The following is a 20,535-nucleotide window of genomic DNA, read 5'->3' on the forward strand; positions in this document are numbered from 1 at the left end:
CGACTCCGACGCCCGGCTTCGACCCGCGACCTACGACCCCGGCTTCCCGCTCCCGCCTACGCGTCCTCACCGACGCGCCGCCGGTACACCTCCACGACCTTCTCCAGCGAGTCGTCGAGGTAGACCGCGAGCATCTTCTCCGCCCCGTCCCGGTCGCCGGCCTGGAGGGCCTGGAGGATCTGCTGGTTGCGGGTGAGGTACGGCTCGTGCAGCCGCCGCGGCTCGTCCACGACGTGGAAGGCGAGGCGCAGTTCCGCGAAGACGCTGCGCATCAGTTCGTCGGTGCGCTCACTGCCCGCGAGCGCCACCAGCTCGGTGTGGAAGTGGATGTTGGCCGTGCCCAGCTCTTTCCAGTCGCTTTCGCGGGTGGCCCGCCGTCCCTCGGCGACGGCCTCGGCCAGCCCGTCCACCGCGTACGGCGCCGGTCCGAGCCCCCGTACGACGGCGCACTCCACGAGGCGGCGGGTGCGGTAGATGTCCTCGACGTCCTCGACGGTCAGCACCCGTACGAAGACACCGCGGTTCAACTCGTGGACGAGCAGCCGCTCGTGCGTCAGCAGCCGGAACGCCTCGCGCAGCGTGTTGCGGGAGACCCCGAGCGCGCCGCCGATGCTGTCCTCCGACAGCCGGGTGCCCGGCGGGAAGTAGCCGTCGGCGATGCGGCTTCTGAGGATGTCCGAGACGCGCTCGGCGGTGCTGGTGCGGCCCAGCAGGGCGCGGTCGTCGGCCAGTCCCTTCAGCTGCTCTGCCATGCCCGGAATTCAACCGCAGATCCGAGAACGAGACAACGGGGGTATTGAAGGATCGTTCAACGATCCCCTACCTTGCTGGGCACGGCACCGTCCCGTCCCCGCCCGCCCGGGCACCGGTGCCGCCGCTTCCGCACGGCACTGCTCACTCCCCAGCACCCTCCGTCCCTCAACTGCGAGGTGCCCATGAGCATGACCCCTCCACCGCAGGCCCTGACCTCGGGCAAACGCCCCCGACGCGGTGAACGCGACTCCGGCGACGGCGCGTTGGGCTGGCTGCGCGCCCTGGATCCACGGGGCCGACGCGCCTTCGCCGGCGCGTTCGGCGGCTATGCGCTGGACTCGTACGACTACTTCACGCTGCCGCTGAGCATGGTGGCGCTGGCCTCGTACTTCGGCCTGGACAGCGGCCAGACGGGCCTGTTCACCACCGTCACCCTGGTCGTGTCCGCGATCGGCGGCGCCGTCGCCGGCGTGGTCGCCGACCGGGTCGGCCGGGTCCGGGCGCTGATGATCACGGTGATCACCTACGCCGTGTTCACCGTCGCCTGCGGTTTCGCGCCCACCTACGAGACGCTGCTGGTCTTCCGCGCCCTGCAGGGTCTCGGTTTCGGCGGCGAGTGGGCGGTCGGCGCGATCCTGGTCGCCGAGTACGCGAGCGCGAAGCACCGGGGCCGCACGCTCGGCGCGGTGCAGAGCTCCTGGGCGGTCGGCTGGGCGCTGGCCGCGGTCGTCTACACGCTGGTGTTCTCCTTCGCCGGCGACGACCTGGCCTGGCGCGTGATGTTCTGGACGGGGGCGCTGCCCGCGCTGCTGGTGGTGTGGCTGCGCCGCCGGGTGCACGACGCGCCGCAGGCGATGGCGGTGCGCGAACAGAGCGCGCGGAGAGGCTCGTTCGCGGCCATCTTCACGCCGGGCACGGCCGACTCCCCGGGGCTGCTGCGCACCACGGTCTTCGCGGGCCTGCTCTCCACGGGCGTCCAGGGCGGCTACTACACGCTGGCCACGTGGGTGCCGACGTACCTGAAGACGGAACGGGGCCTGTCGGTCGTCGGGACCGGCTCGTACCTCACGTTCCTGATCTCGGGGGCCTTCGCCGGCTATCTGACCGGCGGTCACCTCACCGACCGGCTGGGCCGGCGGCGCAACATCTGGCTGTTCGCGCTGCTGTCGGCCCTGTGCGTCGTGGTCTACGCGAACATCCCGAGCGGTGCGAACACCCTGCTGCTGATACTGGGTTTCCCGCTGGGCTTCTGCATGTCGGCGATCTTCAGCGGTTTCGGCTCCTACCTGAGCGAGCTGTACCCGACGGCGGTGCGCGGCACCGGTCAGGGCTTCACGTACAACACGGGCCGGGCCGTCGGCGCCGTCTTCCCCACCCTGGTGGGCTTCCTGGCGGACAGCTGGGGCGTGGGCGGGGCGCTGGTCTTCGGCGCGGTCGGCTACGGCCTGGCGGCGCTGGCGCTGCTGGGGCTGCCCGAGACGCGCGGGAAGGAGCTGGCGTGAGCCGCACGGACACCACCGGGACCACGCCGGGCGTGCACGTCGTGGAGTCCCGCCGTCCGGCCGGGGCGCAGGACCGTCCTGTGGTCCTCGTCGACGAGCACGCGCGCGCGTGGAGCCCGCACACGGCCCGGGAACGCTTCCGCGACGGGCTGGCGGGCCCGACGGCCGGGGTCGCCGCGGGGCACACCCAGGTGAACCTGATCTCGGTCCCCGCGGACTGGGCGTACGAGACGCTGCTCTTCTGCCAGCGCAACCCGAAGCCGTGTCCGGTCCTGGACGTCACCGACGCCGGTTCCTTCCGGACCGTCCTCGCCGACGGCGCCGACCTGCGCACCGACCTGCCGCGCTACCGGGTGTGGCGGGAGGGCGAACTGGTGGAGGAGCCGACGGACGTGCGCGGGCACTGGCGGGGCGACCTGGTGACGTTCCTGATCGGGTGCAGCTTCACCTTCGAGTGGGCGCTTTCGTCCGCGGGCGTCCCGATCCGCCACATCGAGCAGGGACGCAACGTCCCCATGTATGTGACGAGCCGTCAGTGCAGGTCGGCCGGGCGGCTGCACGGCCCCATGGTGGTGTCCATGCGTCCGGTGCCGCCGCGCCACCTGCCGGCGGCCATCCGGGAGAGCGGACTGCTCCCGGCGGTGCACGGCAGCCCGGTTCACTGCGGCGATCCGTCCGCGCTGGGCATCGCGGACCTCGCCCGTCCCGACTTCGGCGACCCGGTGGCGACCGAGCCGGACGACATTCCGGTGTTCTGGGCCTGCGGGGTGACTCCGCAGGCGGCGGTGATGGCCTCCCGGCCGCCGTTCGCCATCACTCACGCACCGGGGCAGATGTTCCTGACCGACGCCCGCGACGAGCAGTACCGCGTGGCCTGAGGAGACGCCGTGGATCCACGACCTCCGCCTCGGCGCCCTCCTTGACCGATCCGCACCCGACAGATCCGCACGCCGACCTCCGCGAGGGGTTCGGCAGGGCATGGTGCCGGGGGTGGTGCTCACGCGCGGCCCGGGTCTCACGCCACCTCCGCTCCTGATGGCTCCGCCCACGGCAGTGCGGCCAGGGCCGCCGACACCGCGGCCGATGCGCGCAGGTCGAGTTGGAAGCGGGTGCCGCGGGCGTGGTGGCGCAGGTCGTCGGCGGCCAGGGTCAGCAGCTGCGGCAGCAGGTCCGCGCAGCGGCGGGCCACCCATGCGCTGCCCGCAGTGGCCAGCCACCACAGACTCGCCCACCGGGTCGGAACCGGGAACTCCGGCTCAGGCGACGGCGCGGGGCCTGACGCCAGGCCCGCCTCGGCGAGCAGCGCGTGGAAGCGGAGGGCGAACTGCCGGTGCCCGCGCTCCGAGGGGTGCAGCCGGTCCGCGCTCCACATCGTCCGGTCGGTGAGCCACTCCCCCTCGTCGGCGTGCAGGTGGACGGCCCCGTACCGGTCGGACAGCGCGTGTACGACGGTGTTGACCGCGCCCTGCCTACGGGCCAGCGGGCGGGCCAGCGCGCTCGGCAGGCCCAGCACGGCACCCGGATCGGGCAGGCATGCCGTGAGCAGAACGGCGCCCTGGCCGGTGCAGGTCCCGTACACCCGGTCGAGCCGGGCGGCCACGGCGCGGATGTCGAAGGTGTGTCGCAGCGTGTCGTTGACGCCGACGACGACGGACACGAGGTCGGGCCGCAGCGCCAGGGCGGCCGGGGTCTGCCGTTCCAGCACGTCCCGGGTCTGCGCGCCGCTGACCGCGAGGTTGGTGAACTCCACGGGCTCCTCGGCGAGCCCGTCCGCCAGCAGTGCGGCCCAGCCGCGCCGGCCGCTGCCGACGGGGGCGCCCACCCCCTCGGTCAGCGAGTCACCGAGGGCGACGAAACGAACGGGGCTCATGGCGCCGCTTCCGGGGCGAGCCGGCGGGAGAGCACCGGCGCGTCGTGGGCGGCGAGGAACGCCGTCACGGAGGTGTCCCAGCCGAAGCACTCCGCACGCGCGCGTGCCGCCTGCCTCCGTTCGGGCTCGGGTCGTGTCAGGAGCGCCGCCACGGCGTCCGCGAAGGCCTCGCCGCCGTCCCCGGCCGTGGCGCCGGCCGAGCCGATCACCTCCGGCAGCGCGGAGGAGGCGCTCGCGACCACGGGCGTACCGCAGGCCATGGCCTCCAGGGCGGCCAGCCCGAACGTCTCGGCCGGCCCGGGAGCCAGGCAGACGTCGGCGCAGGCCTGGAGCGCGCCGAGCAGCGCGCGGTCGGAGACGTGCCCTAGGAAGGCGACCGGCAGCGCGCGTTCCCGCGCCCGCTGTTCCAGCCGGGGCCGCAGCGGACCGTCCCCCGCCACCACGAGCACCGCGCGCCGCCCACGCCGCAGCAGTGTCTCCAGAGTGTCCAGCGCGGTGCCCGGCCGCTTCTCCACCGACAGCCGGGAGCACATCAGCAGCAGCGCGTCGTCCACGCGCGCGTGCCGGGCGCGCACCCGCGGGTCGCGCAGCGCCGGATGCCGCTCCGTCAGGTCGACGCCGAGGGGAGCGCGTACGACATTGCGGGCGCCGATCCGCACGAACTCCCGCTCGGCGTACTCGGTGGTGCACACCACGCGCGCGTAGGTGTGCGCGGTGCGGGTGTTGAGGGCGTCGGCGGCGCGCCGGGACAGGTGGTCCGGCAGGCCCCAGGTGCGCAGCACACCGTCGGCGGACTCGTGCGACACCATCACGGCGGGTATCCGGGCACGCCGGGCCCAGCGGCCGGTCCAGCGCAGCGTCGTGCGGTCGCAGACCTCCAGGCGGTCGGGGGCCAGCCGCTCCAGCAGGGCGGCCACGCGCCGCCGGTCGGTCAGGACGCGGTAGCCGCCGGTGCCGGGCAGGGGCGGGCCGGGCAGGGTGATCACACGGCCCTGCTCGGTCTCCCGGTCGGTGTGCCGCTCGCCGGGGACGATCAGCACCGGTTCGTGGCCGGCCGCCCGGTACCCCTTGCCGAGCTCGCGCAGGGCGGTGCGCAGACCGCCGGAGGCGGGGGTGACGAAGTTCGCGAGCCGGACGATCCTGAGCGGTCCGCCGGTCATGCCGCCACCGCCGTCCGTCGCCCGGCCAGCACCTCGTCGTAGTGACCGAGGAGCTGGTCGCCGACGGCCGCCCAGGTGCGGCCCTCGACGGTGGTCCGGCCGGCCGTCCCGTACGCCGTCCTGAGCGCGGGGTCGGCGGCCAGCGACCGCACCGCCTCCCGTACGGCGGCCGGGTCGTTCGGCGGGACGAGCAGCCCGGTGCGGCCGTGGGCGACCAGGTCGAGCGGGCCGCCGGCGGCGGGCGCGACGACGGGCACACCGCAGGCCATGGCCTCCTGCACGGTCTGGCAGAAGGTCTCGAACGGGCCGGTGTGCACGAAGACGTCCAGCGAGGCGAAGATCCGGGCGAGTTCGGCACCGGTGCGGCGCCCGAGGAAGTGGGTGCCCGGCAGGGCCTCGGTCAGGCGTGCCCGGGAGGGACCGTCGCCCACGACCACGACCTGCACGCCCGGGAGTCCGCAGGTCCCGGCGAGGAGTTCGACCTGCTTCTCGGGGGCGAGCCGGCCGACGTAGCCGACGATCACCTCGCCGTTCGGGGCGAGTGCGCGGCGCAGCGCCTCGTCCCGGTGGTGCGGGTGGAAGCGGGCGGTGTCGACACCGCGCGGCCACAGCCTGACCCGGGGCACGCCGTGCGCCTCCAGGTCGCGCAGGGCCGCACCGGATGGGGCCAGGGTGCGGTCGGCGGCGCCGTGGACTGAGCGGATGCGGCGCCAGGCGGCGGCCTCCCCCGCGCCCATGTAGGTGCGGGCGTAACCGGCCAGATCGGTCTGGTAGACGGCCACGGCCGGGATGCCGAGCCGGGTGGCCGCCGCCATGCCCCGCACGCCGAGGACGAACGGGCTGGCCAGGTGGACGAGGTCGGCACGGTGCTCGCTCAGTGCGGCGGCGACCCGCCTGCTGGGCAGGGCGACGCGGACCTGGGGATAGCCCGGGAGCGGAAGGGAGGGCACCCGGACGACGGGCACGGCGGGGGCGTCGGCGTACGGCGGCTCGGAGCCGCTCTCGGACGGGGCGGCGGTGGCCGGAGCGACCACGAGCGGCGCGTGGCCGCGGTCGGCGAGGTGGCGGGCGGTCTGGAGCGCGCAGTGGGCGACGCCGTTCACATCGGGGGGAAAGGATTCGGTCACGATGACGACACGCATACCGGTGTTGTCGCCGCGCCGGACGTGAACGCGTCAACGTCGATCTTTCCGGCCGAGGAACGTCCCATGAGCGTTGGGCGCCCCACCCGGGCGGGTCAGCCCGTGTCCATGCGCCCCTGCCTCGCGGGCCACCGGACGTTCACCCGACGGGCGGACCAGGGTCGTTCCGAGACGTTCACGCGGCCGGCAGGTCGGGGTTGATCCGGCTGCGTACGGCCGTCTGGACCTCGGCCTCCTCGGCGGGGTCGGCGGCGAGCCGCCGCAACTGCTCGACGACCCGGGTGTCGCCGGTCTCGGCGTACCGGGCGGCGAGCTCGCGGGTGGTCTCCTCGCAGTCCCACAGGCACTCGACGGCGAAGCCCGCGGGGAAGGACGGGTCGGTGGCGGCCAGCGCGCGGGCGGCGCGGCCGCGCAGATGGGAGGAGGCGGTCTCGCGGTAGACGTGCCGCAGGACGGGTGCGGCGCAGGCGATACCGAGGCGTCCGGTGCCGTCGACGAGGGCGCACAGGGTGGGTGCGTCGGGGCCTTCGCCCCGGACGGCCTCCCGGAGGGCGGCGAGGACGAGGTCGCGGTCCCGGGCTCCGCCCCGGCAGGCGAGCATCCGGCCGGCGGCGGCGCCCAGCGGATCGGGGCGGCGGGCCCAGCCGCGGGCCCGGTCCACGGCGGCCACGCTGCGCATGCGTTCGAAGGCGTCCACGGCGGCCTCCACCACGGTGGCCGAGCCGTCGGACACGGCGGACTCGATCAGGTCGAGGGCGTCGGGATCGTTGCCGTCGGCGAGGTAGCGCAGGGCGGTGCAGCGGGCGCCGTCCATGCCCTGCCGGGCGGCCCGGAGGATCTCGGGCCGGTCCTCGGGACCGGCCACGGCGGCCAGGCAGCGGGCGGCCGGGACGTGGAGGGCGGCGCCGCGGTCGATGCCCTGCTGGGCCCACTCGAACACGGCCTGCACGCTCCAGCCCGGGCGTGGCCCGGTGGGCCGCATCTGCCGCTGCCAGCGGTCGAAGCAGCCGGCCTCGTGGGCGGCACGCACGCGCGTGGCGATCGATGCGCGCGGATCCTCCGCCCACAGCCGCCACGGCCGTGGCTCGAAAGCATCGCGTACGGCGGCGGCCAGCTCGGCCTCGCCCTCGGCGTCGGTGGAGAAGCGCGCGAGCACGGGGGCGGCCAGCGCGCGCAGCCCGGCGTCGTCGTCGCGCAGCGCCAGTTCGTCCAGGGCCCAGGCCCAGTTGGCGCCGGTGGCGGCGTACCTGCGCAGCAGGACGAGCGCGTCCCGCCTGCCGTAGGAGGCGAGGTGCCCGAGGACGGCGAGGGCGAGCCCGGTGCGGGACTCGTCGGTGTCGAGGGCGTCCTCGGGGTCGAAGAGATGCGCCTCGATGGCGTCCAGCTCGCCGTTCAGGTCGAGGTAGAGCCGGGCGTAGTACAGGGAGCGGTTCTCCACCTGCCAGTCGTGGCGGGGGTCGCGCAGCACGCAGTGGTTGAGAGCCGCGAGCGCTTCGGCGCGCGGTGCGGTGAGCGCGTGCAGTGTGCCGTCGCCGCGGCCCCGCTGGAGCAGGCCGAGCAGCGTACCGCTGGGCGCTATGACCGGATCGAACATGGGAAACAGCCTCACATCAAGCGTCGACGCAACCGGGGAACACGCACTACCTGGCCGCGTGACAACACGTCGGGGCGCCCGCCGTCTCTTGCTTGCTGTAGACCATCTTCCTCTGCCTCTCGTCGGTGGCCCATGCGGACCGATCACGGCCCGCGCGGTGCGGCAACACCTGCCCAGCCATCGCGTCCGTGAATCACGACGTCATGATGACCCGGCGTCCGTGCCGCCGCGACCGAAATTTCCGGCGGCCCCGTACCGCCTCCCCCGTTTTCGGTGTCTCTACTGGTCAGAACGGTGTTTCAGCAGTCCGCGGCGCTGGGGTTCACTGCTCGGTCGGCTGCTCGCCGAACAGCCGCAGCAGCTCGGTCCGGCCGAACATCCGGGCCGTGTCCAGGGCGGACGGCGTGCCCGCGGAGGGGTCCGCGCCGCCCTCCAGCAGGGCCTTGATCACGTCCTGCTCACCCTTGAAGACCGCTCCGGCGAGGGGTGTCTGGCCCCGGTCGTTGACGCGGTCGGCATCGGCGCCGCGGGCCAGCAGCGCGCGGACGGCATCGGCGTGGCCGTGGTAGGCGGCGAGCATCACCAGGGAGTCGCCGCGGTCGTTGGTGAGCTCGGCCGGGACGCCCGCGTCGACGTACGCCACGAGCGCCTCGGTCCGCCCCTGCCGGGCCAGATCGAAGATCTTGGTCGCCAGCTCCACGACCTCGGGGTCGGGGGCTTCACTCATGGCCGGACCGCCTCTCACTTCGAGCGTTGGGGACTGCGGGTACCGCGTGGGGACTGGTACTGCTGGGTGCTGCTGGTACTGCTGGGGACTGGTACTGCTGGTACTGCCGGGGAGTGCGTGCGGGTGCCGCTTCGCGGACCTGCGGGCAGAAGCGTACGACCGCGAGCGGGACTCGGCCGTACGGGTGAATCGCCAGGGTACTGGCTCGCGCGGCACATGGCCCGGGGCACCCGAGGCAAAGATCACCACGAGCCCGGCGCACAGGACGGGGCCACAGAGGACCGGGCTGGTCAGCGACCCCGCCCACCGGCTCCGCCGACCGAGGGAAATCGAACGAAATTCACCCAGTTGCACCTTTTGTCATATGGATACATCCTGTGATGCTGGAAGGACTCAGGGTGACTGTCCCCCTCGACACCAGGAGATCTCTCATGATCCTCTCCATCTCAGGCGTCGTCCTGTTCGGCACCATCGGCTTCATCTTCTTCCGCAAGGACGGGCTGAAGCCGTCACACGCATGTGTGTCGGTCCTGTTCGGTTTCTACCTCGCGAGCACCGCCATCGCCCCGAGCATCAGAGCCGGCGGCGAGTCCCTGGCGAGCCTGATCGGCGGCATGAGGTTCTGACGCCACCCACCCTGGGGACCCCTCGCCCGTACGTACGACAGGAGGCAGCAGTGGCCCGGCGCCCCCTCCCCCGCATTCTGAGCACAGGCAGCGCGCAGGTCGCCCGGAGCCGGGAGCTGGCCCGGACGGCGGCGGACAACGCCACGGACATCCTCCACCCGCTGATCACCATCGCCCGTGGTCTGTGCCGGCTCGCCGCGGCCGGCCGGCGCAGATGGGCGGACACCCCCAAGGACCGGCGCGGGCCGCTGCTGTTCCTGGTGGCCTCGGTGATCCTGGTCCTGATGATGGTGCCGTACGGCCCGCTGCTCGCTGCCGTCGTGGTGACGGCGGCGGCGGCCTGGCTCGGCCGCGACCGCACCCCGGCCGAGCCCGAGGGCCCCGACGAGTCGCACGTCCGCCGTCTGTCGTTGCTGTACGAGGCGCTGGTGCCGTACTTCTCGGCCGCGGAGGACCCGGCGCCCATGTACGCGCACGGCGGTGAGTGGCAGCAGGCCTTCCCCTCGTACACGTTCGACGACTCCGGCCGCGTCGCCCACCTGCTGATCCGCTACCCGGCGTACTTCACCGACGGCGAGCCCGAGTCACGGGCCCGGATCGAGCACCTGCTCTCCGCCAAGGCCGGCCGCGGCCGTGAGTACCTCTTCGCCTGGGACGAGGAGGGCAACGAGCTCTCGGTCACCGCGCTCACCCCGCTGCCCACCGGCATTCCGGCCCAGCGGTTCGTCACCACGCCCGGGGAGACCGTGCTGGGATTCACCGATCCGAGCGAGGTCCAGCGCACCCTCCCCCTCGCCTTCGGCGAGGAACAGCACGATGTGCCGCCGGTCGTCTGGCGCACGGGCCAGCGGTCCACCGAGCCGCACCTGCTGGCCATGGGCCAGCCGGGCAGCGGCACCTCCACACTTCTGCGCTCGATCGCGCTCCAGGCCCTCCAGCACGGCGACGTGCTCGTGGTGGACGGCGGCGGCACCGGCGAGTACGCCTGCCTGACCGGCCGCGACGGCGTCCTGGCCGTCGAGTGCGGGCTGGCCGGGGTGCTGGCGAGCCTGGAGTGGGCCGCCACCGAGACCGAGCGGCGGCTGATCGCCGTCAACCGCGCGCGGCAGGCGGGCCACCCGCCCCCGGACGACACCAGGCGCCCGCTGTGGCTGCTGCTCGACCGGCCGACCGCCTTCACGCACCTGGCCGCCGCCAACGGCCGCAAGGATCCCCAGGCGCTGCTCCAGGTGCCGCTGCGGCACGGCCGTGCGGTCAACGTCACGGTCGTCGTGGCCGAGCAGTTCGACAGCGCGGAGGCGCTCGGTGATCCGCTGCGGCAGCACACCCGCGCGCGGGTCGTGCTGGGGCCGGCGACGGCGGAGCAGGTCAAGGCGGTGCTGGGAGCGCCGCCGCACACGACCGCCCCACCCGTCTTCCCGCCCGGGCGTGGCTATGCGCGGCTGGGCACGGGGGCCGTGCACCGGCTCCAGGTTCCGGCGACGCCCGATCCGTACGACGACTCGGTGAGCGAGGGGCTGCGGGAGGCGGTGCTGGAGTTGTTGCCGGCGAAGACGATGCCGGCGGACGGGGAGACGGTGCCGGAACCCGGGGACGCCGTGGCCGAGGCTGCTGTGGCCGAGCCGTCCTGAGGCCGCGGCTGTGCGGCTGTGCCTACGCCACGAATGTCCTCGGGGACTCGCCGTTGCCCGACGCTCCTGTTTCCACCAGGTGGGCCGCTGCCGCCAGCCGCGTCGCCGCTTCCTCCGCCACCGCTCCTGAGACGGTGAAGGGCAGGCGGACGTAGCCCTCGAAGGCGCCGTCGACGCCGAAGCGCGGGCCGGAGGGGACCCGTACGCCCACGCGCTCGCCCGCCTCGGCCAGGCGGGACCCGGACAGGCCGCCGGTGCGCACCCACAGGGTCAGGCCGCCCCGCGGGACCTCGAACTCCCAGTCGGGCAGCTCGCGCCGGACCGCCGCGACCAGGGCGTCACGGTTGTCGCGGGCCTGCCCGCGCCGGACCTCCACGGCCTGCTCCCAGCCGCCGGTGCTGAACAGCCAGTTCACTGCCAGCTGTTCGAGCACCGGGGTACCCAGGTCGGCGTAGGCGCGCGCGGCGACCAGGCTGCGGATCACGTCGGGGGCCGCCCGCACCCAGCCGATGCGCATCCCGGCCCAGAAGGCCTTGCTCGCCGACCCGACGGTGATCACCGTGGAGCCGGCCGGGTCGAAGGCGCACACCCGCCGGGGCATCTTCAGGTCCGGGTCCAGGTACAGCTCGCTCATCGTCTCGTCGACGACGAGCACGGTCCCCGCGGAGCGTGCCGCCTCCACCAGGCGGCGCCGCTGGTCCTCGTCGGCGAGGGCGCCGGTGGGGTTGTGGAAGTCGGCGACGACGTAGGCGATCCGGGGCGCGGCCTCCCGCAGCACCTGACGCCAGCGGTCCAGGTCCCATCCGGTGAGCCCCTCGGCCATGGCCACCGGAACCAGCCGGGCGCCCGCCTCCCGCATCAGCTGGAGGATGTTGGCGTAGGACGGCGACTCCACGGCGATGCGCTCGCCGCGCCCGCCGAAGAGGTGGCAGATGGCGTCGATGGCACCCATGGCGCCCGTCGTGACCATGATCTGCTCCGGCATGGTCGGGATCCCGCGCGCGGTGTACCGCTCGGCGATCATCGAGCGCAGCGCGGGCAGGCCGGCCGGGTAGTCGCCGTGCGTGTGGGCGTACGGCGGCAGTTCCTCGAGGGCACCCTGCACGGCGCGGGTGAGCCAGGGTTCGGGGGCCTGGAGGGCCGCGGTGCCCAGGTCGATCATCGAGCCCAGCGCCTCCGGGGGCAGGGGTTCGAGCCCCCGCGCGGGCAGCGGGTTGCCGGCCGGGACGGCCGTCCAGCTGCCCGCGCCGCGCCGGGACTCCAGGAAGCCCTCGGTGCGCAGCGCCTCGTAGGCGGCGGCGACGGTGGTGCGGCTGACGGACAGGGCCAGCGCCAGCTCGCGTTCGGCGGGCAGCCGGGCGGCCACCGGCACGCGGCCCTCCAGGACCAGCAGCCGGATGCCGTCGGCGAGGGCACGGTAGGCGGGCGGGCGGCGGGTGCCGGGGCCGGCCGGGCGCTTCTGCTGGGAGACGAGCAGCCGGGCGAGCTGTGTGGCACCCACCGCCGAAGTCCACTGCGCCATGACGACCAGTCCACCTTCCCCGAATTGGCCATGGATGAGTTGTGTTCCCCCGCCACAGAGTGTCACGAGTCAGGCCACTTCCACCACCAGGGGGGACATTTTGTCCACGCAGGGCCGCCTCGGGCGGCGACTCCTTCAGCTCTACGCCGGTCTCGTCCTGTACGGCGTCAGCTCCGGGCTCCTCGTCGAGGCGGGCCTCGGCCTGGAGCCGTGGGGTGTGCTGCACCAGGGGCTGGCCGAGCTCAGCGGCCTGACCATCGGTGTGGTGTCGATCGTCGTGGGCGCGGCGGTGCTGCTGCTGTGGATCCCCCTGCGCCAGCGGCCCGGCCTGGGCACGGTCTCCAACGTCGTCGTCATCGGTCTTGCCATGGACGGCACGCTCGCCGCGCTGCCCGGCGTCCACGCCCTGGCCGTGCGGATTCCGCTGCTCCTGGCGGCCATCGTGCTCAACGGTGTCGCCACCGGCCTGTACATATCCGCCCGTTTCGGGCCCGGGCCCAGGGACGGGCTGATGACGGGGCTGCACCGGCGCACCGGCCGCTCGATCCGGCTGACGCGGACGGTGGTGGAGGTCGTGGTCGTCGTCACCGGGTTCGTCCTCGGCGGCACCGTCGGGGTCGGCACTCTGCTGTACGCCGTCTCGATCGGCCCGCTGGCCCAGCTCTTCCTGCGTCTGTTCGCCGTGCCGACGGCCACCGGCGGCAGCACGGCCGTTGCCGCGGCGTCACCCGAAGGAGCGATACTGCGTCCGTGACCACGCTCGTACGCCACCCGTTCCTCGACCACCCGGGGCCTCTCGCCTTCGCCCACCGCGGCGGGGCCGCCGAAGGGCTGGAGAACACCGTGGCGCAGTTCCGGCGGGCGGTCGAACTCGGTTACCGGTACATCGAGACCGATGTACACGCCACTGCCGACGGCCGGCTGGTCGCCTTCCACGACGCGACCCTGGACCGGGTGACCGACGGCGCGGGACTGATAGCGGATCAGCCGTGGGAGGACGTGCGGCACGCGCGCGTGGCGGGCAGGGAGCCGGTACCCCTCTTCGAGGAGCTGCTGGAGACCTTTCCCGAGGTGCGCTGGAACGTCGACGTCAAGGCGGAGCCCGCGCTGGCGCCCCTGCTGGATCTGATCGCGCGGACGGACGCCTGGGAGCGGGTCTGCGTGGGCTCGTTCTCCGAGGCACGCCTGGTCCGGGCCCAGAGGTTGGCCGGGCCGCGCCTGGCGACGTCGTACGGGACGCGCGGGGTACTGGCGCTGCGGCTGCGGTCCTGGGGTGTGCCGGCCAGGCTGCGCCGGTCCGCCGTGGCCGCGCAGGTGCCGCTCTCCCATGCGGGCGTGCCGGTGGTCGACCCGCTGTTCCTCCGCACGGCCCACGCGCGCGGGCTGCAGGTGCACGTGTGGACGATCAACGAACCGGAGCGGATGCACCGGCTCCTGGACCTCGGTGTCGATGGCATCATGACCGATCACATCGACACGCTGCGCAAGGTCATGGAGGAGCGGGGCGTCTGGGTCTGAGCCCCGGCGCCGTCTCGGAACCGGGTCCGGGCTCCGGCCCGGTCCATGGATCGTGCGCGGCATCTGCGGCGGGGAAGCGAGGGCACGGGTGGGCACCGGTACCGTGCGGACACAGGCGGGCGACGAGGCCGCCGACCGGCGGCGCGAGCAGCGCGGCTGGTACTTCTACGACTGGGCGTGCTCCGTCTACTCGACCAGCGTGCTCACCGTGTTCCTCGGCCCGTACCTCACCTCGGTCGCCCGGTCGGCGGCGGACGCGGACGGGTTCGTGCATCCGCTGGGGATCCCGGTGCGTGCCGGGTCGTTCTTCGCCTACTGCGTCTCGGCCTCGGTGATCCTGGCGATCCTGGTGATGCCCGTCGCGGGTGCGGCGGCCGACCGCACCGGCCGCCGCAAACCGCTGCTGGCGGCCGCCGCGTACACGGGCGCCACCGCGACGACGGGCCTGTTCTTCCTGGACGGCCACCGCTATCTGCTGGGCGGCGTGCTGCTGATCGTCGCCAATGCCTCGGTGGCCGTCTCGATGGTCCTCTACAACTCCTACCTGCCGCTGATCGCGCCGCCGGACGAGCGGGACGCGGTCTCCTCACGCGGCTGGGCCTTCGGCTACGCGGCAGGTTCCCTGGTACTGGTGGCAAACCTGGTGCTGTTCACCGCCCATGACTCCTTCGGCGTCTCCGAGGCGACGGCGGTGCGCATCTGCCTCGCCTCGGCGGGACTGTGGTGGGGCGTCTTCACCCTGATTCCGCTGCGGCGGCTGCGCGACCGGCGCACGGCCCCGACCGCGGTGCCGGTGCACGGCTGGCGCCAACTGGCGGCCACGATCCGGGACATGCGGGGCAAACCGCTCACCCTGGCCTTTCTGCTGGCGTACCTCGTCTACAACGACGGCATCCAGACCGTGATCTCCCAGGCATCGGTGTACGGCTCGGAGGAACTGGGACTGAGCCAGTCCACCCTGATCACCGCGGTACTGATGGTGCAGGTGCTCGCGGTGGCGGGCGCCCTGGGGATGGGGCGGCTGGCGCGGAGGTACGGAGCGCAGCGCACGATCCTCGGGTCGCTGGTCGCCTGGGCGGTCACCCTGGGGGCCGGGTACTTCCTGCCGGCCGGGGCACCAGTGTGGTTCTTCGTGCTGGCGGCCGGGATCGGGCTGGTCCTCGGCGGCAGCCAGGCGCTGTCCCGGTCGCTTTTCTCACACCTGGTCCCGCCCGGAAAGGAGGCCGAGTACTTCTCCGCGTACGAGATGAGCGACCGCGGCATGAGCTGGCTGGGGCCGCTGCTGTTCGGGGTCACGTACCAGCTGACCGGGAGCTATAGGGACGCGATCATCTCTTTGGTGGCGTTCTTCGCGATCGGGTTCGTCCTGCTCGCCCGGGTTCCGGTGCGGCAGGCGATCCACGACGCGGGCAATCCGGTTCCTGATCGGATTTAGCACTCCGGGCGAAAGGGCGGTAGTGTACGCGTTTGGCCTGCCAGGCGTACCGTTACTGCGCGTCAAAGATGCCGAAACGCTGGGTGACATCTCCTTGCAGATGTGACAAACCGGGCGCCGGTGGGTACTGCACTGGTTGACAAGGCTGCGGCTACGACGGCGACGCATGACCCGGAACGGGACATCGGAACGGGAATCTTTACCGCCGACCGGACGTTGACCGGATGACGACGACAGCGACACCTGTCCTGTGGGCGACAAGCCCGGGAGGCACGATTCATGAGTGAGCGAGCTCTTCGCGGCACGCGCCTCGTGGTGACCAGCTACGAGACCGACCGCGGTATCGACCTGGCTCCGCGCCAGGCCGTGGAGTACGCATGCGAGAAGGGGCACCGTTTCGAGATGCCCTTCTCGGTCGAGGCGGAGATCCCGCCGGAGTGGGAGTGCAAGGTCTGTGGGGCCCAGGCACTTCTCGTGGACGGCGACGGTCCTGAGGAGAAGAAGGCGAAGCCTGCGCGTACGCACTGGGACATGCTGATGGAGCGGCGCACCCGTGAGGAGCTCGAAGAGGTCCTCGAGGAGCGTCTCGCCGTTCTGCGCTCCGGTGCGATGAACATCGCCGTCCATCCCCGGGACAGCCGCAAGAGCGCGTAGTCCCTGCGGGGCTCGGGCGGCCGGTTTCCAGTGCACTGAGTTATCGCGGGCGCCGTACGTCATGGTGACGTACGGCGCCCGCGGTTTTTTGCTGTGGGATACGGTTTTCGTTTTCCTGCTGGTATGTGGGGGTTCTGTTCCTGGGGGCTGCGCCCCCAGACCCCTCTTCGGTTTTGACGGCCTCGTCCTCGAACGCCGGAAGGGCTGGTAGCACTCACCGCGTCAGAGGTGGGCGCTGCTCACTCGGGGGCTCGGTCGGCTCGTCCCTGATCACCTCGCCCTGGACGACCTTGCCGTCGGGGCGGCGGATGCGGGCCTGCCGGAAGGCGTCGCCCAGGGTGCCGGGGGCGGCCTCGCGGAGTCTGCGGTCGACCGTGCGCTCCGTGTAGCGGCCGACGGCGCGCTGGACCGGCGGGATCAGCAGGAGCAGGCCCACCGCGTCCGAGATCATGCCGGGGATCATCAGGAGCAGGCCGCCCAGCATCATCAGGCCGTTGCCGCCGCGGCGCGAGGAGGGGGCGCCGCCCCGCTGCAGTGCCTCGTTGAGGTTCTGGAAGGCGCGGCGGCCCGCCCGCTTGATCACCACGGCGCCGAACACGAAGGCGGCGAGCAGCAGCAGGAAGACCGTGAACCCGCCGGCCGCGCCCGCGACCACGGTCAGCAGCCAGATCTCCAGCACCAGCCACACCGCGATGCCCAGCGGCAGCAGCCTGCGCGGCCGGGAGCGCCGGGGCCGGGTGGGGTACGGAGAGGTCGGAGCGCCTGTCGTCATACCCCCAGTGTGCCTGGCGTCGGCTCAGCGCCGGATAAGTGCTATCCCGGGGACTTGTCACCCCGGCCGGTGATCCTGGTCACCCGCTCCCCCACGCCCCAGGCGGTCACCCGCCACAGCGCCTCCACGAGGATGTCGCGGCTCATCTTGGAGTCGCCGAGTTCGCGCTCGACGAAGGTGATGGGGACCTCGACGACGTGGTAGCCGGCCTTCACGGCGCGGCGGGCCAGGTCGACCTGGAAGCAGTAGCCCTGCGAGGCGACCTCGTCCAGGCCCAGGCCCTGAAGGGTCTCCCGGCGGAAGGCGCGGTAGCCGCCGGTGATGTCCCGCAGCGGCAGATCCAGGGCGAGACGCGAGTACAGGCTGCCGCCCCGGGAGATGAACTCGCGGCTCCTGGGCCAGTTCACCACGCGCCCGCCCGGCACCCAGCGGGAGCCGAGCACCAGGTCCGCGCCCTTGAGGGCGGTCAGCAGGCGGGGCAGTTCCTCGGGCTGGTGGGAGCCGTCGGCGTCCATCTCGACCAGCACGCCGTAGTCGCGCTCCAGGCCCCAGCGGAAGCCCGCGAGGTAGGCGGCGCCGAGGCCTTCCTTGCCCGTGCGGTGCAGCACGTGGACCTGCGCGTCCTCGGTGGCGAGTTCGTCGGCGAGCTTGCCGGTGCCGTCGGGGCTGTTGTCGTCGGCCACGAGGACGTGCGCCTCGGGGACGGCCTTGCGCACCCGGCCCACGATCGTCTTGATGTTCTCCGCCTCGTTGTAGGTCGGAATGATCACCAAGGCCGTGCCGAGCGGGCCGAACCGCCTCTCCTGGCCCCGAGCCGCGCGGGTGCCGTCGCCGTCGTTCACTGCTGCCCCTTCATGTCCATACGCAGGGCACCACCATAGTGGCCACGGCCTGCGGGGATGCGACACCACGTGCGTACGTGGGTGTCGATTCGGCAAGAGCGGGGTAGGGACGCTCTTTTCGGGATGTGTTTCCGAGTGTGCCGGACGGGCCGGACGGACGGTATGTGCCGCGGGAGTCGCGGTGCTGCGGAGGGGGGCCCGGCGCCCTTCGGGCCGACCTGGGACCCGCTGGCTGCGGATCGTCCGAGAGCCGTTGTCTACTGAGCGGCCGGGCCCCACCCGAGTCACACCCTGCCGACCGTCCGGAACGTTCCCCCGCCGACGCGGACGCTGCGCCTGGCTCCCGTGACGGTGACCCGGTGCGGCACACCGTCCCTGACCCAGCGGCACTGCGACACGGGTACGGAAGTTCCCAGGTCGGGCGTCCGGTGGTGGACCCGGCAGAACCTACCGGCCCCCTGCCGTCGGCTGTCAAACAGCCACATGACGGGCCACGTCGCGCGCCCCGAGCGGGTTGGCACGGAGGATTCCCAGGTCGCGCGACGGGCACGCGCGCCCGGATCGCCACCGCGCCGACCCTGGAGATCACTCGCCCGGCCGTACGAAAACCGTCCGTCCGCCGACCACGGTCCGCAGACAGAGGGGCAGGTCACGGCCCGGGTGGAGGTCGGGCAGGCCGGGGGTGCCGGAGCGGGGATCGGTCGACCAGCGCGCCACCCGGTCGTCGGGGGCCTGGACGACGAGTTCGTCCGTGCGCCAGACGGCGTAGTCCGCCGGGGCGCCGGGCACCAGCATGCCCGCGTCGTCCCTTCCGACCGCCCGCCAGCCGCCGCGCGTGTGCGCGGTGAAGGCGGCACGCACGGAGACACGGTGCTCGGGGGTGCGGTGGAAGGCGGCCGCCCGGACCGTGCCCCACGGGTCCAGCGGTGTGACCGGGCTGTCGGAGCCGAAGGCGAGCGGGACGCCGGTGCGCAGCAGGGTCGCGAACGGGTTGAGCGTACGGGCCCGCTCGGCGCCCAGGCGCTGGGCGTACATGCCGTCCTCGCCGCCCCACAGCGCGTCGAACGCGGGCTGCACGGACGCGGTCAGCCCGAGGTCGGCGAAGGCCGCGACGGTCTCCGGGGTGAGCATCTCGGCGTGCTCGACGCGGTGCCGCGCGGCGCGCACGCGCGCCAGGCCCACCTTCTCGGCGGCGGCGCGCACGCCCTCGACGACGGTGGTGACGGCGGCGTCGCCGATGGCGTGGAAGCCGGCCTGGAGGCCCGCCTCGGTGCAGGCGATGACGTGGGCGGCGACGGCCCGGGCGTCCAGGTAGGCGGTGCCGGTGTGGCCGGCGTCCGAGTACGGCGTGTGCAGGCAGGCGGTGTGCGAGCCGATGGAGCCGTCGACGAACAGATCGCCGGCCGCGCCGAGCGCGCCCAGCTCCCGTGCCTTGTCGACGTCCTCCTCCGCCCAGTAGCCGACGACACGGGGGCCGGGTTCCTCGGCGGCGAGCCTGAGCAGGCTCGTGAAGTCGTCCTCGGAGGAGATGTCCGGGCCGCCGCACTCGTGCAGCGAGCCGATGCCCAGGGCGGCCGCGTGGGCGAGCGCGGCGCGCTGTGCCTCGGTGCGCTGGGCGGGGGTGACCGCGCCGAACGCCGCGGCGCGCACCGCGTGGTGGGCGTCGGCGGTGAGCGGGCCGTCCACGGACCCCAGGTCGCCGCCCACCAGGTCGAGCAGGGCGGTGGTGACGACGGCGGAGTGGACGTCGATCCGGCTGAGGTAGAGGGGGCGTCCGCCGGTGGCCTCGTCGAGTTCCGCGCGCGTCGGGGGGCGGCCGCCGGGCCAGCGGGCCGCGTCCCAGCCGTGGCCGAGCAGGACCTTGTCGTCCGGGCGGGAGGCGGCGAAGTCCCGCACCCGTACCAGGGCCGCCTCCAGGGAGGGCGCGTCGGACAGGTCGAGGCCGGTGAGCGCGAGACCGGTGGCGGTGGTGTGTACGTGGGCGTCGGTGAACGCCGGGGTGACGAGGGCACCGTCCAGGTCGATCACCTCGTCCACGCCGTCGGCGAACGCGTCGGCCGCTCCCTCCGAGCCGACCCAGGCGACGTGCCCCGCCTCGACCACCATCGCGGTCGCGAACGGGTCGGCGGGGCTGTGGACCTCCCCGCGGCGTAGGAGAACGGTCTGTGGTTCGGCGCTGCGCTCACTCATGAGCACCAGTCTCCCGCCTCCCCGAAGCGAACCCGCACGCAGGGCGGCCGCACAGCGGGACACAACCGCCCTCCCGGACCGCGATCGGGTCAGATGCGGGGTGGGCGTGACTCGTACGGGGTGGAGAGCACCACTGTCGTGCGGGTCGAGACGCCGGCCAGGCTGCGGACGCGGGCCAGGAGTTCTTCCAGTTCGTGCGGGGTGGCCACGCGCACCTTGAGGATGTAGTTCTCGTCGCCGGCCACGCTGTGGCAGGCCTCGATCTCCGGGACGCCGGCCAGGCGGTCCGCGATGTCGTCGGGGGCGCTGGGGTCGAAGGGTTTGACCGAGATGAAGGCGGTCATGGGCAGTCCCACCGCCTCCGCGTCGACGACCGCGGCGTAGCCGCGGATGACGCCACGCTGCTCCAGCCGCCGCACCCGCTGGTGCACGGCCGACGTGGACAGGCCCGTGGCCTTGCCCAGGTCTGTGTAGCTCATCCGCCCGTCCTTGACGAGCAGCTGCACGATCTGTCGGTCCAGCTCCTCCATGGCGCAAGAACCTACAGTGCGGCTGATCTCCTCGGATACCTCGGCAGCCCAGGTCATGCCCCGTTCG

Annotated in this window: 19 protein-coding genes; 8 read left to right on the plus strand and 11 right to left on the minus strand. The window is 73.1% G+C overall.

Annotated elements, in window-relative coordinates:
- Positions 1-56 precede the first annotated feature (56 nt).
- Positions 57-752, minus strand: a complete 696-nt coding sequence (locus tag IE318_RS07315; protein WP_189897835.1) for a GntR family transcriptional regulator — start codon at positions 750-752, stop codon at positions 57-59.
- Between the two features lie 183 nt (positions 753-935).
- On the opposite strand from IE318_RS07315, the gene IE318_RS07320 reads away from it, so the two are divergent.
- Both IE318_RS07320 and IE318_RS07325 read left to right on the plus strand, forming a co-directional pair.
- Entirely contained in the window at positions 936-2,255 is a 1,320-nt protein-coding gene (locus tag IE318_RS07320) for an MFS transporter (protein WP_189897837.1), read from the plus strand.
- Between the two features lie 41 nt (positions 2,256-2,296).
- A complete protein-coding gene (locus IE318_RS07325) occupies positions 2,297-3,133 on the plus strand; it encodes a putative hydro-lyase (RefSeq protein WP_189898170.1) in 837 nt (278 codons plus the stop codon).
- A 137-nt stretch (positions 3,134-3,270) separates the two neighbouring features.
- Here IE318_RS07325 and IE318_RS07330 read toward each other — a convergent pair whose 3' ends face one another.
- The 5 genes from IE318_RS07330 to IE318_RS07350 all read right to left on the minus strand — a co-directional run bounded on the left by IE318_RS07330 (position 3,271) and on the right by IE318_RS07350 (position 8,748).
- On the minus strand, positions 3,271-4,125 hold the full coding sequence (locus IE318_RS07330) for an SGNH/GDSL hydrolase family protein (protein ID WP_189897840.1): 855 nt from the start codon (positions 4,123-4,125) through the stop codon (positions 3,271-3,273).
- Complete coding sequence (locus IE318_RS07335; RefSeq protein ID WP_189897843.1) at positions 4,122-5,285, minus strand: glycosyltransferase; 1,164 nt, start codon at positions 5,283-5,285, stop codon at positions 4,122-4,124. Before IE318_RS07335 ends, IE318_RS07330 begins: the two co-directional genes overlap by 4 nt.
- Positions 5,282-6,427 (minus strand): glycosyltransferase family 4 protein, encoded by a 1,146-nt coding sequence (locus tag IE318_RS07340; protein WP_189897845.1) that lies wholly within the window; start codon positions 6,425-6,427, stop codon positions 5,282-5,284. Before IE318_RS07340 ends, IE318_RS07335 begins: the two co-directional genes overlap by 4 nt.
- Before the next feature lie 175 nt (positions 6,428-6,602).
- A complete protein-coding gene (locus IE318_RS07345) occupies positions 6,603-8,021 on the minus strand; it encodes a HEAT repeat domain-containing protein (RefSeq protein ID WP_189897847.1) in 1,419 nt (472 codons plus the stop codon).
- 322 nt (positions 8,022-8,343) lie between these two features.
- Positions 8,344-8,748 carry an ankyrin repeat domain-containing protein gene (locus IE318_RS07350; RefSeq protein ID WP_030175694.1) on the minus strand — a complete coding sequence of 135 codons (405 nt, stop codon included), beginning with the start codon at positions 8,746-8,748 and terminating at the stop codon, positions 8,344-8,346.
- A gap of 431 nt (positions 8,749-9,179) precedes the next feature.
- Between IE318_RS07350 and IE318_RS07355 the strand changes: the two genes are divergently transcribed.
- A complete protein-coding gene (locus tag IE318_RS07355; protein WP_030175692.1) occupies positions 9,180-9,374 on the plus strand; it encodes a hypothetical protein in 195 nt (64 codons plus the stop codon).
- Positions 9,375-9,424: 50 nt separating this feature from the next.
- Positions 9,425-11,005 carry a P-loop NTPase family protein gene (locus IE318_RS07360; RefSeq protein ID WP_189897849.1) on the plus strand — a complete coding sequence of 527 codons (1,581 nt, stop codon included), beginning with the start codon at positions 9,425-9,427 and terminating at the stop codon, positions 11,003-11,005.
- A 22-nt stretch (positions 11,006-11,027) separates the two neighbouring features.
- On the opposite strand, the gene IE318_RS07365 is transcribed toward IE318_RS07360, so the two are convergent.
- Positions 11,028-12,527 carry an SCO1417 family PLP biosynthesis transcription factor gene (locus tag IE318_RS07365; RefSeq protein ID WP_189897851.1) on the minus strand — a complete coding sequence of 500 codons (1,500 nt, stop codon included), beginning with the start codon at positions 12,525-12,527 and terminating at the stop codon, positions 11,028-11,030.
- A 100-nt stretch (positions 12,528-12,627) separates the two neighbouring features.
- Here IE318_RS07365 and yczE point away from each other — a divergent pair, with 100 nt between their 5' ends.
- The 4 genes from yczE to IE318_RS07385 all read left to right on the plus strand — a co-directional run bounded on the left by yczE (position 12,628) and on the right by IE318_RS07385 (position 16,134).
- Positions 12,628-13,281 (plus strand): membrane protein YczE, encoded by a 654-nt coding sequence (gene yczE / locus IE318_RS07370; protein ID WP_189897853.1) that lies wholly within the window; start codon positions 12,628-12,630, stop codon positions 13,279-13,281.
- Complete coding sequence (locus IE318_RS07375) at positions 13,278-14,045, plus strand: glycerophosphodiester phosphodiesterase family protein (protein WP_189897855.1); 768 nt, start codon at positions 13,278-13,280, stop codon at positions 14,043-14,045. Before yczE ends, IE318_RS07375 begins: the two co-directional genes overlap by 4 nt.
- An 88-nt stretch (positions 14,046-14,133) precedes the next feature.
- Positions 14,134-15,480, plus strand: a complete 1,347-nt coding sequence (locus tag IE318_RS07380) for an MFS transporter (RefSeq protein ID WP_189897858.1) — start codon at positions 14,134-14,136, stop codon at positions 15,478-15,480.
- Between the two features lie 279 nt (positions 15,481-15,759).
- Positions 15,760-16,134, plus strand: coding sequence for an RNA polymerase-binding protein RbpA (locus tag IE318_RS07385; protein ID WP_003977404.1), 375 nt, complete (start codon positions 15,760-15,762; stop codon positions 16,132-16,134).
- A gap of 214 nt (positions 16,135-16,348) precedes the next feature.
- Here the strand turns inward: IE318_RS07385 and fxsA are convergent, their stop codons facing one another.
- The 4 genes from fxsA to IE318_RS07405 all read right to left on the minus strand — a co-directional run bounded on the left by fxsA (position 16,349) and on the right by IE318_RS07405 (position 20,468).
- A complete protein-coding gene (gene fxsA / locus IE318_RS07390) occupies positions 16,349-16,906 on the minus strand; it encodes an FxsA family membrane protein (RefSeq protein WP_189897861.1) in 558 nt (185 codons plus the stop codon).
- 41 nt (positions 16,907-16,947) lie between these two features.
- Complete coding sequence (locus IE318_RS07395) at positions 16,948-17,748, minus strand: polyprenol monophosphomannose synthase (protein ID WP_189897863.1); 801 nt, start codon at positions 17,746-17,748, stop codon at positions 16,948-16,950.
- 585 nt (positions 17,749-18,333) lie between these two features.
- Entirely contained in the window at positions 18,334-19,938 is a 1,605-nt protein-coding gene (locus tag IE318_RS07400; protein ID WP_189897865.1) for an amidohydrolase, read from the minus strand.
- A gap of 89 nt (positions 19,939-20,027) precedes the next feature.
- Positions 20,028-20,468, minus strand: a complete 441-nt coding sequence (locus IE318_RS07405; RefSeq protein WP_189897867.1) for an Lrp/AsnC family transcriptional regulator — start codon at positions 20,466-20,468, stop codon at positions 20,028-20,030.
- Positions 20,469-20,535: the final 67 nt, after the last annotated feature.

Origin of the sequence: Streptomyces spiralis, from assembly GCF_014654675.1 — a bacterium.
Lineage (GTDB): Bacteria > Actinomycetota > Actinomycetes > Streptomycetales > Streptomycetaceae > Streptomyces > Streptomyces spiralis.

Coding starts and splice junctions, on each gene's coding strand:
- IE318_RS07350 (WP_030175694.1), bottom strand. CDS start 8,748: ATGAGTGAAGCCCCCGACCCCGAGGTCGTGGAGCTGGCGACCAAGATC.
- IE318_RS07340 (WP_189897845.1), bottom strand. CDS start 6,427: ATGCGTGTCGTCATCGTGACCGAATCCTTTCCCCCCGATGTGAACGGC.
- IE318_RS07400 (WP_189897865.1), bottom strand. CDS start 19,938: ATGAGTGAGCGCAGCGCCGAACCACAGACCGTTCTCCTACGCCGCGGG.
- IE318_RS07345 (WP_189897847.1), bottom strand. CDS start 8,021: ATGTTCGATCCGGTCATAGCGCCCAGCGGTACGCTGCTCGGCCTGCTC.
- IE318_RS07365 (WP_189897851.1), bottom strand. CDS start 12,527: ATGGCGCAGTGGACTTCGGCGGTGGGTGCCACACAGCTCGCCCGGCTG.
- IE318_RS07405 (WP_189897867.1), bottom strand. CDS start 20,468: ATGGAGGAGCTGGACCGACAGATCGTGCAGCTGCTCGTCAAGGACGGG.
- IE318_RS07335 (WP_189897843.1), bottom strand. CDS start 5,285: ATGACCGGCGGACCGCTCAGGATCGTCCGGCTCGCGAACTTCGTCACC.
- fxsA (WP_189897861.1), bottom strand. CDS start 16,906: ATGACGACAGGCGCTCCGACCTCTCCGTACCCCACCCGGCCCCGGCGC.
- IE318_RS07315 (WP_189897835.1), bottom strand. CDS start 752: ATGGCAGAGCAGCTGAAGGGACTGGCCGACGACCGCGCCCTGCTGGGC.
- IE318_RS07385 (WP_003977404.1), top strand. CDS start 15,760: ATGAGTGAGCGAGCTCTTCGCGGCACGCGCCTCGTGGTGACCAGCTAC.
- IE318_RS07355 (WP_030175692.1), top strand. CDS start 9,180: ATGATCCTCTCCATCTCAGGCGTCGTCCTGTTCGGCACCATCGGCTTC.
- IE318_RS07330 (WP_189897840.1), bottom strand. CDS start 4,125: ATGAGCCCCGTTCGTTTCGTCGCCCTCGGTGACTCGCTGACCGAGGGG.
- IE318_RS07320 (WP_189897837.1), top strand. CDS start 936: ATGAGCATGACCCCTCCACCGCAGGCCCTGACCTCGGGCAAACGCCCC.